Below are 14,924 nucleotides of genomic sequence, written 5' to 3' on the forward strand. Positions count from 1 at the left end.
AAATGCGAAATCCTCAATTAATTGTGCAGGAATGATACCACTGTGGAATAAAGCTTGCAGCAGCAATACAAAGTGGCAGACGCGGCATGGAATTGAAATGTTAGTGGGGTATACTCACGGCACGATAACAACAGAATAAGTAGTGTTATGCTTGAAGATATTTTATTACAGTTAACCATGCACGTACGCCCCTATCTTTCTCAAGTAGCCATGATGGTGGTGGCCACATTGCTGGTGTTATATGGCAACAATATTAACAACAGCTTAAAACGTCATATTAGCCATTATAATTTTGTGCTTCGCACCCTTATTTTTGTGTTGGTGTGTGCCTTTGGTTATGGTTTGCTATTGAGTTGGTTAACGCCGATTTTGACCGACACGCTACGTCGTTTACCGAGTATATACCTTGGTGTTACGGTGATTGGTTTGGTACTTGGGCTAGGTATATTGGCCGAGCGTAAGCGCGCACTTTAAGTATGCGGCAAACCATTAAAGCAAAATAAAGGATTTATCATGACCGATCTGGTTGAAGTAAGAGCCGGCAAACAAGCATTTCAACATATTCAAGAGCAAGGGCTGCAACCCGACCACATACAATTAATGCTGGGCGCATCGGGCGGGCCTAAGTGGTTTGTACTACAAGGCTTGGACAACTTTTTATTTGGCGACTACTTCAAACGCCGTACTACAGCGCTTAATTTACTTGGTACCTCGGCCGGGGCCTGGCGTTTTGCAAGTCTTGGCCAAACCGACCCCGCCGCCGCAAGCAGGCTGTTTTCTAAGCTGTATCGGGCCACGGTGTATAGCGACAAACCTGATGTTGCAGAAATTACCGATAAAGCCATTGAATTACTAAAAGAATATGTGCCCCCAACAGCAGTGGCCCAGATACTGCAGCAAACAGAGTTTCGGCATCACATGATAGTGGCCCGTAGCCGTGGTATTGGTGCCTTTGAGAACCGTGCGGTGCAAGGTCTTAGTTTAATAGCTGCAGCAAGTGCAAATATGCTAAGGCGGAAATTTCTTGGTCATCATTTCGAACGAATGGTGTTTTATCACCCAGCAAGTAAGCCGCTAGGGAAAAGCTGGAATGACTTACCCACCCGCCATATAAAACTAACCCAAGCAAACTTTCACTATGCTTTACTGGCTACCGGCTCGATACCTATGGTGTTAGCAGGAGTAAAAAACATACCAGGGGCACCACCAGGCACATACCGCGACGGTGGGGTAACCGACTACCATTTTGATCTCGACTTAAGTGAGCAGCAAGGGCTTATTTTATACCCCCACTTTCAACGGGAAATTATTCCCGGTTGGTTCGACAAAAAATTACCGCGGCGGTCGACAGGTAAATTGTGGCCGAACATGATTAATATTGTGCCTACACAAGAATTTATCGACCGCTTACCCTATGGCAAAATTCCCGATCGGCATGACTTTGCTAATTTAGCGCCAGAGCCACGGCAAAAGTACTGGCAGCAAGCCACTGATGCGGGCTATGAAATGGCCGAGCAGTTTGCTAACTGGCTAGAAAAAGGTGAGCTAGCTAAGCGAGTAAAGCTTTGGGATTGAAAAAATGACCCGTTAAGCAGTGTATGTTTGCTTAATTCCAACCATGCTCTACACTTTTCATTCCAGTCACTTGCGACAAAAAAGCTAGAAATAATAATCAATCAGCAGCGAGGCAAACAAATGACAAGAGTTCTTTTTGCAGCAATATTCGTAGTGGGTATTATTTTGGTATATTTTGGCTGGCAAGAGAAACAATCATTATCATCGCAGGTTAGCCAAATGGTAACCAATCAACCTACCGACAATACTATTTTATTTATTATTGCAGGTGCCGTGGCCATTGTTATTGGTTTAGGCGGTTTATTCGTTACCAACAAAAAATAACCCTCAATGTTTTTTAAGTTACGTTATCATTAAGCCTTCTGTTCTTTAGGGAGGCTTTTTTATGTCATCTTCGCATTCAACACTTTCTCAGTTTACCAGTACCGACAGTTACATTGTTTCGAACGAACTGGCACTTGCCGTTAACGCAACCATTACGCTGGAAAAACCATTATTGCTAAAAGGCGAGCCAGGCACTGGTAAAACCCGTTTGGCTGAAGAGCTTGCCGCTAGCTTAAACACCAATTTATTACGTTGGCACATTAAGTCGACCACCAAAGCGCAGCAAGGCCTATACGAGTACGATGCGGTGTCGCGGTTGCGCGACAGCCAGCTAGGTAGCGACAAAGTGCACGACATTAGTAACTACATAAAACCGGGTAAGCTGTGGCAAGCATTTACTGCCGAGCAGCGCCCAGTACTACTTATTGATGAAATTGATAAAGCCGATATCGAATTTCCGAATGACTTACTGCACGAGTTAGATCAAATGGAATTTCACGTATACGAAACCGGCGAGCATGTGCGTGCAGCCCAGCGGCCCATTGTTATCATTACTTCTAATAATGAAAAAGAATTGCCCGACGCGTTTTTACGTCGTTGCTTTTTCCATTACATTCGCTTCCCCGACGCAGAAATACTTGCTGCTATTGTGCAAGTACACTTTCCAAATATTCAGCCGCGCCTATTGGCTCAAGCCTTGGAAGTATTCTTTGAACTACGAGAAGCGCCGGGCTTAAAGAAAAAGCCATCCACATCGGAATTGCTCGACTGGCTGAAGTTGTTATTAGCAGAAGACATGCAGCCAGAGCAGCTGCAGCAAGCGCACCAAAAAGGCGGATTAATGCCTATGTTTGGTGCTTTGCTGAAGAATGAGCAAGATGTAGAGCTGGTTGAAAAGCTTGCCTTTATGGCGCGACGTCAGGGCCGCTAAATGCTGATTGAATTTTTCTTTTGTGTTCGTCGCTACGGGGTTAAAACTAGCATAACGGAATTACTCGACTTGCTAGCAGCGCTTGAGCGTAATGTTATTTTTGCTGACATAGAAGCATTCTACCAATTGTCACGCACCATATTGGTGAAAGACGAAAGCTATTACGACCGTTTTGATCGGGCATTTGCCGACTACTTTGAAGGCGTTGCAGAAGTTGACATTGCCAGCGCCATTCCAGAAGACTGGTTAGCGCGTGGCCTGCAACGAGAACTAACCGCTGAAGACAAAGCTAAATTGCAAAGCTTAGGCGGCCTCGACGAGCTGATAAAGCAATTTAAAGAGCGGCTAGCCGAGCAACAAGAGCGCCACGCAGGGGGCAATAAATGGATAGGAACCGGTGGCACTTCGCCATTTGGCACCTATGGTTACCATCCTGAAGGTATTCGTATTGGCCAAGAAGGCAGTAATGCACGGCGAGCGGTGAAAGTGTGGGACAAGCGCGAGTTTCGCGACCTCGACACGGACGAAGTGATTAATAACCGCAGTATTCAAGTGGCTTTACGGGCGTTGCGGCGCTTTGCCCGTACCGGTGCCGCCACTGAACTTGACCTAGACGGAACAATTCAAGCCACATCGCGTAAGGGCGGCCTACTTGATTTGCAATGGCAGGCTGAGCGCCATAACGCTGTAAAAGTGCTACTGCTATTCGATGTGGGCGGTTCTATGGACGACTACATATACGAGTGTGAAGCCTTATTCGCGGCGGCCCGCTCTGAGTTTAAACACTTAGAGTTTTATTACTTTCATAACTGTGTGTATGAATCGGTGTGGAAAGAAAATAAGCGCAGGCACCAACAAAGCATTCCCACCACCGACTTAATTAACCGCTATAGCAGTGACTACAAGCTGATATTTGTTGGCGACGCCACCATGGGGCCCTACGAAATAGCTTACCCAGGCGGCAGTGTTGAACATTGGAATAAAGAGCCAGGCGCCGTATGGATGAAGCGCTTAACCGACCATTTCACTAAAGTGGCTTGGCTGAACCCACAACCACAAGAGCGTTGGCACTACTATCATTCTATTAGCATGATGCACGAGTTAGTGCAGCAGCGCATGTTCCCACTTACCATTGCCGGGCTACAAAAGGCGATACAGGCGCTAGCCTAGTTAGTCGCTGGCCTGGTTAGGTTCTGAAACTGCTGCGGTTATTTTAGCCACTCCTTGGGCTAAACGTGCCGCAGAAAGTTCGCCTACGTGGCTGTCAACCAGTAAGCCCTTAGCATTAAAAAACAACGTGGTTGGCAACACAAAACTTTCTACAGCATTTGAAAGAGCACTGTTTTGATCAATCAACGCGTGTTTAAATACTAATTCATGGTCGTTGAAAAAAGCTAAAATAGCCGCCGCACTGTCGCCCTGATTCACCGGCACAATAGCTACATCGGGCCAGCGCTGCTCGGCCTCCATCAACAATGGCATTTCACGCACACAAGGGGGGCACCATGTTGCCCACAGGTTAATAATAACGCCTTGGCCTTGATAAGCTTGAGCAAGTTTTACCGGCTGTTGAGCCATGCTTTGCAATGTTAGTTCTGGAATGTATGGTTTATTGCCCCGTTGTAAGTCATGGGCAAACTGTAACCCTACAAACACTAGCAACCCCGCCAAGCTAGCAATAAGTAAGGGTTTAGCCGTATTGCGCCGCCGATACATTTCCCAGCCCAGCATTAGGGTACCCACCGCAACACCACTCCAAAAGTCGAAGCCACCATCGCGCACGTTGAAAATTTGCCAAGGGGTAGGAAAGTACAGGTCGTAATAACGCAGCACAAAGCTTATGCGGGCGGCTATTAAGGTAACGGCTAATACCCGAAATACGGCGTCGCCAATAGAAACCTTTTGTTTACGCCCTAACCAAGCCGCTAAGCCAAGGGCAAGTGCACAAGCAATAAAAAAAATAATGTGTGAAACAGCAAAGCCAAAAGGCCCCAAACTGATCGACATAATAAAGCGTTCCTAATGGTTAGAGTTAGAAGGTCAACTTTAGCATTATCTAACATGGGTTACAGGACAGGGTTTAATTAACTGTGTCGGCAGCATTGCAAATGGTGTTTTTTCCACTGCGTTTAGCCGCATACATGGCTTCATCGGCCGCATGAATTAAGTCGCGGTAACTGGCTAGTTCTTGTTGGGCACTATGGGCCCAGCCAATAGACATACTAGTAGGAATGTTTTCGGCAACTAAGGTTTCAGTTACCAATTGGTGCAGCCGATGCAACATGTTTTCAGCGTCGTGTTGGGTTACGTTGCGAATAATAAGGGCAAATTCGTCGCCACCTAACCGCGCTAAGGTGTCATTACCACGGCTGGCTTGCTGCATTATTGCGGCAATACGCTGGAGCAATTGGTCGCCAACTTGGTGGCCGTTGGTGTCATTAATGGCTTTAAAATTATCGAGGTCAATGTAAGCAAGGGCAAAAGGGCTAGCGTCTGTGGCATGCTGATTAACACACTGATTAAGAATTTTATGAAACAAGCGTCTATTGGCTAAGCCAGTTAATTCGTCGGTTAAGGCGCGGTTCCGCTCGGTTTCAAGTTCAAGGCGAATACGTTGTTCGGTGCGTTGGCGCTCGCTACTGTCGCGAATAATGGCAACAGCGTATTGCTGATCTTCAATAGTTAAAGGGCTAATGGTTATATCCACATGAAAGTGGCGGCCATCTTTACGCAAGCCAAGAAACTGTAAAGGCAGGCCTTCACCCATAGGGCGCGACTTAGGTTTATCGAAAAAATTACGGGTGTGGCGTTGATGAGCGTCGCGCAAAGAACTAGGGATTAATATATCAAGAGACTGCCCCACCAATTCGGCTGGAGTATAAGCAAACATTTCCGCTGCGTAAGAGTTAACCAACTTTATTTGGCCTTGCTTGGTCACTACAATGGCACCGTCGGGAATGGTGTTGAGAAAATCGCCATAATGGCGGAATAAGTCCATTTGCTAGTCTCTATTATTTTTGGCAGCGACATTACTAGAATGGCGCGCAATTGTCTTGCAGTCGCTTAGCTAGAGTTGATTTAAATCAAACTACACCATAAGGGCTACTTCTTTGGGGTTGCAACTGCCTAAGCTGTGTTAATATTCTAACTACTAATAAAGGCTGCGGTATTATTGCCTAATGAGTGGCGCTTTGCACTTCAAACGTTCTTAAATTTTTAAGTAGCATAGCAAGTAACGCAAATTGATAACAATGCTTGGTCACACGTAGTTATTAGCTGTTTTGCTAGAGGCGATAAGCATAAAGCGGCGTGAATGGGTAAGGGCGCAACATGAACAAAATAAATATACGCTTTCCGCAGTTGGCTACTACCATGGAACGTTTGGCTAATGTTGGCCGCTGGGTTATTGATAGAAAAGAAAATGATTTTTTTTGGTCGGAACAAACCTATGTGATTTTTGGCGTTGAAGTGGGTACGCCGTTAACTTTAGACGACGCAATCAACTTTTATCACCCAGAACATCAAGAGCTCATTCGAGATCTTATTAAAACCTGTAGCGAGCAAGGCACGGCATTCTCTCAGGAGGTTATGGTGTACACCGAGAGCGGTGAACTACGGTGGTTGGCAGTAATGGGCGAAGCCCAATTCGAAAACGGCCAGGTGCGTTATGTTTATGGTGCGGCTCAGGACATTACCGCCAAACGCGATCGTCTTACAGAATTGACCTCGCAACGCGAAGCGCTGAACACCACGCTGAATAGCCTGCTCGACGGGGTTATTATTATTAATGAATACGGCATTATAAGACAACTGAGTGAGCCAGCAGAAAAAATGTTTGGCTATACTGCAGCAGAGCTTATAGGGCGTAACATCAAGATGTTAATGCCCGAGCCTTATGCTGCGAATCATGACCAGTATTTAAAAAACTATCGCGACACCCGCGTTGCTAAAATTATTGGCATTGGCCGTGAAGTGGAAGCGCTGCATAAAAATGGTAGGGTTTTCCCCATCGACCTAGCGGTCACAGAAGCCATGATTAATGGTGAAATTGAGTATATTGGTACTGTACGCGACATTTCTAGGCAACGAGCTGCTGCTGAGCGTATTGAAAATCTGTCTTTTTTCGATGAACTCACACAATTACCTAACCGCTACAAGTTCATTCAATATGTAAATGCACAAAGTAAAGAACAAACCACCTGTGTTATGGCCATTAACCTCGACTATTTTAGCCGCATTAATGCTGTGCATGGGTATGACATAGGCGACCAAATATTAGTTGAAATTGCCAAGCGGCTGAAAAAACATCTTGGACCTAATCGTATACTCGCTAAAGACATTGGCGATCGCTTTTGGTTTGCTATGAATGGCAAGGGTACAGAGCTTATCGAGTGCACGAACATTGCAAATTTAATGCTAGATAGCATTCGCCAGGCAATTCCCAAAGGCGACTACAATCACTTTGTTACCGCCAGCATTGGTATGGCAATACATGGGGCCACCAGTGGCGAATTAATGTCGCATGCTGAAACTGCACTGCATCGAGCAAAAAATATGGGCCGCGACCAGGTGGCAATATATAAAGAGCGCATGAGCTCGAACGTGCTGGCCGACTACCAGTTAGAAATGGGCTTGCGCCAAGCTGTTCAGCGCAATGAATTAGAATGTTGGTTACAGTCGAAAGTAAATGGCAGTAGCCAAGTGGTAGGCGCCGAGGCACTAATGCGCTGGCGCCGGTTCGACGGTACTTTAGTGTCGCCCGCAAGTTTTATTCCAATTGCTGAACAGTTAGGGCTTATTGCCTCGTTAGGGCGTTGGATGTTAACGACGGTGGCCAAGTTACTAGCCAAATTAGAACGAAAAGGCTTGCCCGCCGAGTTTCGTATTGCCGTAAATGTAAGCCCAAAACAGTTCTTACAAGCCGGCTTTGTAGAGCAAGTGCGCACTATATTTTCAACGGCAGGAGTTAACCTAAATCGCCTTACTCTAGAAATAACAGAAAACTTACTACTGCAAAATGAAGTGAAAGTGCGTGAAAAAATGGCGACATTAGCTGCCGATGGGGTTATATTTTCAATCGATGACTTCGGTACGGGCTATTCAAATTTAAGTCGGCTAAACCGCTTACCTGTATCCGAATTAAAAATAGACCGAGAGTTTATTTTAGGTATTAATGGCACACAACAAGAGCAAGAGTTATTGAAAACCATAATAAAACTTGCGCAAGGTATGAATATGCAAACAGTAGCCGAAGGCATAGAAACTTTAGCTCAAGCCGAGTTTGTTTTGCAGCATGGCTGCGACCACTTGCAAGGCTTTTACTTCCACAAACCAGTGGAAATGGTGCAATGGGTGGGCGAATTCTATAACGAACGAGGTACAAAAAGCTAAGTTATACAGCTTTGTGCAAATGCTTTATAGCGCTCGTTATCGGTGTGCGGTACAGTAGTTAAGTTAAATTAATGAAATTTCTTTAAAAGGATGTTTTAATTTATAAGTGACTAGTTTAATTATGAATGAGCCAATCGGGAACGATAAGAAAAAACACTATGCATACAGACATAAGTCCTGAAAAAGTTTTCCGCGAACTCGCAGATACCCTTGCTAATAGTAATAAAACTAATTTTTTTGAAGTGCTTATTGAGCGCCTTGAGTCTATTTTAGACGTTGACCATGTGGTTTTAGCTGAAGTTATTAATCGGGGCCGCGAGGCACGAACCCTAAACGTGCGTTCCCAAGGCCGCACTCTTGAAAACTTCACCTATACCTTAAGTGAAACACCATGCGGGCAGGTGGGAATAGACGAACCCTGTTTTTTTAATAGCGAACTGAGCGACCGCTTTCCGAACGACATTTTATTGAAGCAGCTGGGTGCTGAAAGCTATATGGGTATGGCTATCGTATCGCCTACGGGTGAACGTGTTGGCACTCTTTGTATTTTACAAAATTCGCCCATGACCTGGGCCGACATAGGCCGTGAAGTATTGCGTATTGCCGTGTCCCAAATTGGCGCGGAAATGGAACGCCATAAAAACGAAAAACGAATTGCCGAATTAGCTTTTCAAGATCGGCTCACCGGGTTACCTAACCGTGCCTGCCTACAAGACTACTTATATGAAGCAGTGGCTAATAGCCACTCAACTCAATGTGCAGTAGGCTTGGTTATTGTCGACTTAAAGCGGTTTAAAGAAATTAACGACACCCATGGCCACCATACGGGCGACAAACTTTTAGTTGCCGTGGCCGGGCGCTTGAAAAGACTATCAGGCCCAAATGTATTTGTGGCTCGGCAAGCCAGCGACGAATACGCCATTGTGGACACTAATGCTTCACAAAGCAGAATGCGCACCTTAGTTGAACAAATAGAAGTCATGTTTGCCGAGCCCTTTGGCTTTGCTCAAAGCCAGTTTCTTATCGACATTAATGTGGGTGCCGCATTACTGCCACACGACAGCGACACTGCCGCAGAGCTGTTTCAACACGCCAGTATTGCCCTTGATGAAGCTAAAACACAAGGGGTTGGCCAGTGTATATACGACGCTTCGATGGCAGAAAAACTTTACCGTAAACACCGTATTTTAACGCGTTTAACCAGCGCCATACGCGAAGGTTTGCTTGAGGTTCATTTGCAACCGCAATTTTGTATTCAAACCGGCAAATTGCACGGGGCTGAAGCCTTGTGCCGTTGGACCGACGACGAATTAGGGGTAGTTAGCCCAGTAGAATTTATTCCTTTAGCGGAAGAGCGTGGACTGATACAGGAATTAGACGCCTTTGTTTTACGCTCTGTGAGCGAACAGTTAATAGAATGGCGCCAACGGGCGAAAAAATTTCCCGGCCGTATGTCGGTTAACTTGTCGGCGCAGCAGTTTGAAAGTGCCGACGTAGTGGAAAAGCTTACTGAATTAACCCAATTGGTGGGCTCGCATGCCTTCACCTTAGAGTTAACAGAAGGCGTTATGATGCGTAAACCCGAACAAGCCTTAGTGGTTACCCAAACATTACAACGCCAGGGCTTCGACATAGCCGTAGACGACTTCGGTACCGGTTACTCGTCGCTTTCATACCTTCAAAGATTAGCTATTCAGTTGGTGAAAATAGACCGATCTTTTATTCGAAATATTGAAGAAAGCGAACAAAACCGTTCTATAGTAACTGCCATTATTGCAATGGCCCATAGCATGGGTATGACCACCATTGCTGAAGGAGTAGAAACAGCAGGGCAAATGGAATTATTAAAAGAGCTGGGCTGCGACTATTTGCAAGGGTTCCACTTAGGTCGACCGGTGTCGGCGCTTGATTTTGAACAGGCGTGGTTAACCAGTTAATGAACATAGTTTAAGCCATGTAGCATAATTATTGCGGCACAAAAAAAGGACCTAGCATTATGAAAGTCGTTTTTTTAGGTGGAACTGAAACAGTAACAGGTTCGAAATATTTAGTAGAAACAGCAACGACACGTGTATTAGTCGATTGCGGTTTATTTCAAGGTTATAAATGGTTACGCCGCCGCAATTGGCAGCCCTTGCCACTTGGCATTCAAGACGTTGACGCTGTTTTACTTACCCATGCTCATTTAGACCATTCCGGCTTTATACCCGTATTGTACCGCCATGGTTTTCGTGGCCCTGTGTACACCCATCCAGCCACTGCGGCATTGTGCAGCATACTTTGGCCCGACTCTGGAAAAATTCAAGAAGAAGACGCCAAGTACTATGCGAAATACAAACTTAGCCGCCATGAAGAGCCTCAAGCTTTATACGACGCCCGCATAGCCACAGAAGCGCTGGAGTTATTGAAACCAGTTGAATTCCATAAAACCTTTAAAGTGGGCGACCTAACCGTTGAGTTTCACCCAGTAGGGCATATTTTAGGCGCGGCCAGCATTATTATTGACGATGGGAATCATCGCGTTTGCTTTTCTGGCGACGTGGGCCGCTTCAACGATATATTAATGCATGACCCTGAGCCTTTGCCTAATGTCGACACCTTATTATTAGAATCTACATACGGTGACAGACTACATACCACCGAAGACCCGTTTGAGCAGCTGGAAGAGGTAGTTAACGAAACCATGAAAAGTGGTGGCGTGTTGCTGATACCTAGCTTTTCGGTGGGCCGAGCTCAAGTATTACAACACATGCTGGTTAAGCTTATGGACAGCAAGCGTATACCACGGGTGCCTATGTTCCTCGACAGCCCCATGGCCATAAACGTGTCTGACATATATAGCGAATTCCATCACTACCATAAGCTTACCGCTGCCGAATGTGCACGTTCACAGCAGCTTATTCAATATACCCACAGTGTCGACGACTCAAAAGCTATCGCTGAACAAATAGGCCCGCATATTATTATTGCCGGCAGTGGCATGGCGACGGGCGGCCGCATTTTGCACCACTTTAAACATTGGTTAAGTGACCACCGCACCACAGTATTATTTACGGGGCACCAAGCCGGTGGTACCCGCGGGGCCAAAATGCAGCAGGGCGTTAGTGCCATTAAAGTGCATGGGGAATGGTTGCCTTTGAAAGCACAGGTGCGAGTACTCGACGGTTTGTCGGGCCACGCCGACTATAAAGACTTGCATAGCTGGTTAGCAAAGTCGAAACTATCGCCAAATACCAATATTCAGCTAGTACATGGCGAGCCTAACGCACTAGAAGCATTGCGCGACTACCTTCTACAACACACCTCTTTTGATGTTGATATACCAGCCTATATGAGTATTTTACATTTGAATAATATGGACGAACCAGCTGCCAGCTGAATACTAGTTTAGCCGTGTTTTGGGTGAGCACTTGCGCTTCTAGGCAAAGTATTTAAAGTAAGGAGTAAGACAGAAACTAAATTCCAATAATAAAAACTATAAATAGGAAGGACGTATAATGAACTCGAAATTTTATGCGACCACGCATCAGGTGCTGAACCAACCACCGATGCTGGAAAACTATAACCTATTTAAAAGCGACACCGCATTACAAAGTGCGGTTGAGCGCGAAGGCGCCAACTGGGCCAGCAACGACTTACGCCGCTTTGGGCTAGAATCGGGTACGGCTGAGCGTATTGCCCTGGGCTTTCAAGCCAATGCCCATAAACCTGAATTACGTACCCATGATCGGTACGGCCATCGTATTGATCTGGTTGAGTATCATCCGGCTTATCACGAGCTTATGCGCATAGCGATAGAAGAAGGCCTACATTCTAGCCCTTGGGCAGACCCTAAGCCCGGCGCCCATGTGGCCCGTGCGGCTAAATACTACATGCATACGCAAGTTGAAGCGGCCCACGGTTGCCCAGTTACGATGACCTTTGCTGCTATTCCGGCGTTACAACACCAACCGAACTTACTCCAGCAATTCGGCCCGCGCATTACCGCCTGCGAATACGACCCACGCAACATTGTCGATATATATAAAGGCGGTATTACCGTGGGTATGGCCATGACCGAAAAGCAAGGTGGCTCCGACGTGCGGGCTAACACCACCCGTGCTTACCCGGTGGGTAAAGGTGGGCCAGGCGAAGCTTACGAATTAGTGGGGCATAAATGGTTTGTGTCGGCGCCTATGTGTGATGTGTTTTTAGTGCTAGCGCATACAGATACGGGGTTATCGTGCTTTTTAGTACCGCGCTGGCAAGCCGACGGCAGCAAAAACCCAATGCAAATACAGCAGCTAAAAGTAAAAATGGGTAATGTGGCCAATGCCTCTTCAGAAGTTGAATTGCGTGGAGCGCTTGGCTGGATGGTAGGCGAAGAAGGCCGTGGCGTGCGTACTATTATTGAAATGGTATCGACCACCCGCTACGACTGCATGATTGGCTCGTCGTCGGGTATGCGCCAAGCCGTGGTGCAAGCCATTCACCACGCCAGCAACCGCAAAGCCTTTGGCGGCACCTTAAGCGAGCAGCCCTTAATGGCCAACGTATTGGCCGACTTGGCCTTAGAAAACGAAGCCGCCATGACCTATACCATGCGTATAGCACGCGCCATGGACTCGCAAGACAATGAACACGAACGTTTATTAGCCCGTATTGCAACCCCAATTGGTAAATACTGGATTTGTAAACGCACTCCCAACCATGCCTATGAAGCCATGGAAGTGATTGGCGGCTCGGGGGTAATGGACACTCACATAACCGCTCGGTTGTTTCGTGAATCGCCTATTAACGCCATTTGGGAAGGCAGCGGCAACGTACAGTGCTTAGACATTTTACGCGCCATTGAAAAAGAACCCACAGTACTTGAAGCCTACTTTGCCGAAGTAGCCAAAGGCCAAGGCGGTAATCCCGCTTTAGATACCTATGTGCAACAGCTCGCGAGCGAGTTTAGCCGTAAGCACACCAGCGACGAACTGCAATATAAGGCCCGTAATATTGCCGACAGAATGGCGGTGGCCTTACAAGCGAGTTTACTTGTGCAACATGCCCCTGCAGCCATAAGCGACGCCTTTTGTGCCAGCCGCTTACAGCCAGGGCTTAACTACGGCAACTTGCCCAGCGGGCTCGACTGCCAAGCCATTATTAAGCGCGCAGCGCCGGGTTTTAACGAGAGCGGTAAATACAGCCCTTGAAATAAAGCGGTACGCCCTAATATTAGCTATATCTAATTTATAGAGCAGCAAACTAGAAAAACTAATAAGTGGAGTGCCGTTTTTTATGTCTACAACAAATAAACCTGAATCAATGATTTTAGCTTGCCCCCATTGTCACAAAAAGAACCGTATCGCAACGGGGCGTATGAGCGAGCAGCCGAAGTGTGGCCAGTGTAAAGAAGCCTTAATAACAGGCACGCCATTAGAATTAACCATTGAAACTTACAAAGCCCACATGAGCAGCGACATGCCTGTGGTGGTCGACTTCTGGGCGCCTTGGTGTGGGCCTTGCCAGCAATTTGGGCCGTTTTATGAGCAAGTGGCGCCACAGTTTGCCGAGCGCGCACGCTTTGCCAAAATAAACACACAAAACGAGAACGTACTCGGGCAGCGTTACAACATTCGTAGTATTCCTACTGTAGCTATATTTCATAAAGACCAAGAAATAGCCCGCCAAGCGGGCGTAATGTCGCCGCAACAATTGCACCAGTGGGTTGAGCAAGTATTACAAGGGCTTTCTCTGTAACTAAATACCAGTCACTAAGTTAAACACCACGTTAATGTTGGCGTTAAAGGTAATGGTTTCTTCCAGGTAACGGCCCGGCGCAGCAACGTCGGCCTGCACCATACGCATTTCATGGGCACCATAAGCGAAGCGCGAACTTACCTGGCCAGCATTAATGCTATACACACTCCCCAGCTCGGCATTAAACGACTTTGCCAAGTGGCCTGCTTGCTGCTTGGCATTTTCAACCGCCGCCGCTAACGCTTGCGCATTTAATTCGTCGGCATTCGAGGCCGTTAAACGAATATTGTTAATTTCATTAATTTCCACGCTTAAGGCAAAGTCCATAAAGTCGTTTAGTTGGCTTAAGTCGTTCAGCGTTACCGTTAAGGTACGGCGTGCGCGGTAACCAATTACTTTATTCTCGCCGTCGCGGTTGTACTGAATATTCTGCTCGGTACTTAACGAAGAAGCAGAAATGTCGCTTTCGCTCACCCCAAAACGCTCCAAGCCCGCCAATAATTTATTCACTCGCGCGTCAACTACCGCTTTCGCCGCCAAGCTGGTGTCTTTTTCAGCTCGCACCTGCAAGCTCAACACCGCTGAATCTGGTTTGGCTTGTATTTCACCCGAGCCAGTAATAGTTATGTGCGGGCCATTAGGAATCGAAGCTAAGGCTGGCGCCGCCGCAAAGCCAAATGCAGCAGCCAGAAGCAGGGCGGCAGTGGCTGTGCGCAGTTTAGTTGGTAACAAAGTAGAGACATGGGTTGAACGCAGTAACATTATATATTCCTTCTAACAAGGTAAAAATTTACCTGAATCTTATTATATAGAAAGCGCAAGGCGTAAAGAGTTCAAAAACAGCTAGGAGAGTAAATGTTCGTTTGCTCTCGTGTTGCATACTATCTACTTGCTTCTTGCTTATAGCTCCGATAGCATCATGCATTACAAATTATTAACACGCATGCCTGTTATATCAGATATACGTGCATGCACG

13 protein-coding genes are annotated in these 14,924 nt (G+C 46.6%); 10 read left to right on the top strand and 3 right to left on the bottom strand.

Annotation, left to right across the window (positions count from 1 at the left end):
• Positions 1 to 147 precede the first annotated feature (147 nt).
• The 5 genes from M1L23_RS03260 (at position 148) to M1L23_RS03280 (ending at position 4,000) form a co-directional block, all read left to right on the top strand.
• Positions 148 to 474 (top strand): DUF3392 domain-containing protein, encoded by a 327-nt coding sequence (locus tag M1L23_RS03260; RefSeq protein WP_252625636.1) that lies wholly within the window; start codon positions 148 to 150, stop codon positions 472 to 474.
• Positions 475 to 513: 39 nt separating this feature from the next.
• Positions 514 to 1,575 carry an alpha/beta hydrolase gene (locus M1L23_RS03265; protein ID WP_252625638.1) on the top strand — a complete coding sequence of 354 codons (1,062 nt, stop codon included), beginning with the start codon at positions 514 to 516 and terminating at the stop codon, positions 1,573 to 1,575.
• A gap of 120 nt (positions 1,576 to 1,695) precedes the next feature.
• Positions 1,696 to 1,899, top strand: coding sequence for a DUF3185 family protein (locus tag M1L23_RS03270; RefSeq protein WP_252625639.1), 204 nt, complete (start codon positions 1,696 to 1,698; stop codon positions 1,897 to 1,899).
• Positions 1,900 to 1,960: 61 nt separating this feature from the next.
• The gene (locus M1L23_RS03275; protein ID WP_252625641.1) at positions 1,961 to 2,830 is read left to right on the top strand and encodes an AAA family ATPase; all 870 of its coding nucleotides are present in this window, start codon (positions 1,961 to 1,963) and stop codon (positions 2,828 to 2,830) included.
• Positions 2,831 to 4,000, top strand: coding sequence for a vWA domain-containing protein (locus M1L23_RS03280; RefSeq protein WP_252625642.1), 1,170 nt, complete (start codon positions 2,831 to 2,833; stop codon positions 3,998 to 4,000).
• Here M1L23_RS03280 and M1L23_RS03285 read toward each other — a convergent pair whose 3' ends face one another.
• Positions 4,001 to 4,837 carry a TlpA disulfide reductase family protein gene (locus M1L23_RS03285; RefSeq protein WP_252625644.1) on the bottom strand — a complete coding sequence of 279 codons (837 nt, stop codon included), beginning with the start codon at positions 4,835 to 4,837 and terminating at the stop codon, positions 4,001 to 4,003.
• A gap of 73 nt (positions 4,838 to 4,910) precedes the next feature.
• Positions 4,911 to 5,828, bottom strand: a complete 918-nt coding sequence (locus tag M1L23_RS03290; RefSeq protein ID WP_252625646.1) for a sensor domain-containing diguanylate cyclase — start codon at positions 5,826 to 5,828, stop codon at positions 4,911 to 4,913.
• Positions 5,829 to 6,160: 332 nt separating this feature from the next.
• Here M1L23_RS03290 and M1L23_RS03295 point away from each other — a divergent pair, with 332 nt between their 5' ends.
• From M1L23_RS03295 to trxC, 5 genes are all read left to right on the top strand, one after another.
• Complete coding sequence (locus M1L23_RS03295; protein ID WP_252625647.1) at positions 6,161 to 8,221, top strand: putative bifunctional diguanylate cyclase/phosphodiesterase; 2,061 nt, start codon at positions 6,161 to 6,163, stop codon at positions 8,219 to 8,221.
• Between the two features lie 158 nt (positions 8,222 to 8,379).
• Complete coding sequence (locus tag M1L23_RS03300; RefSeq protein WP_252625649.1) at positions 8,380 to 10,158, top strand: putative bifunctional diguanylate cyclase/phosphodiesterase; 1,779 nt, start codon at positions 8,380 to 8,382, stop codon at positions 10,156 to 10,158.
• A gap of 59 nt (positions 10,159 to 10,217) precedes the next feature.
• Positions 10,218 to 11,600: an MBL fold metallo-hydrolase gene (locus M1L23_RS03305; protein ID WP_252625651.1), complete on the top strand. Its 1,383-nt coding sequence runs from the start codon at positions 10,218 to 10,220 to the stop codon at positions 11,598 to 11,600.
• A gap of 118 nt (positions 11,601 to 11,718) precedes the next feature.
• A complete protein-coding gene (locus M1L23_RS03310; RefSeq protein ID WP_252625652.1) occupies positions 11,719 to 13,401 on the top strand; it encodes an acyl-CoA dehydrogenase family protein in 1,683 nt (560 codons plus the stop codon).
• A gap of 85 nt (positions 13,402 to 13,486) precedes the next feature.
• Positions 13,487 to 13,948, top strand: coding sequence for a thioredoxin TrxC (gene trxC, locus M1L23_RS03315; RefSeq protein WP_252625653.1), 462 nt, complete (start codon positions 13,487 to 13,489; stop codon positions 13,946 to 13,948).
• On the opposite strand, the gene M1L23_RS03320 is transcribed toward trxC, so the two are convergent.
• Positions 13,949 to 14,710 carry an SIMPL domain-containing protein gene (locus M1L23_RS03320; protein WP_252625655.1) on the bottom strand — a complete coding sequence of 254 codons (762 nt, stop codon included), beginning with the start codon at positions 14,708 to 14,710 and terminating at the stop codon, positions 13,949 to 13,951. It lies immediately after the preceding gene.
• Positions 14,711 to 14,924: the final 214 nt, after the last annotated feature.

This window comes from Aliidiomarina quisquiliarum (genome assembly GCF_023922585.1).
Taxonomy (GTDB): domain Bacteria; phylum Pseudomonadota; class Gammaproteobacteria; order Enterobacterales; family Alteromonadaceae; genus Aliidiomarina; species Aliidiomarina quisquiliarum.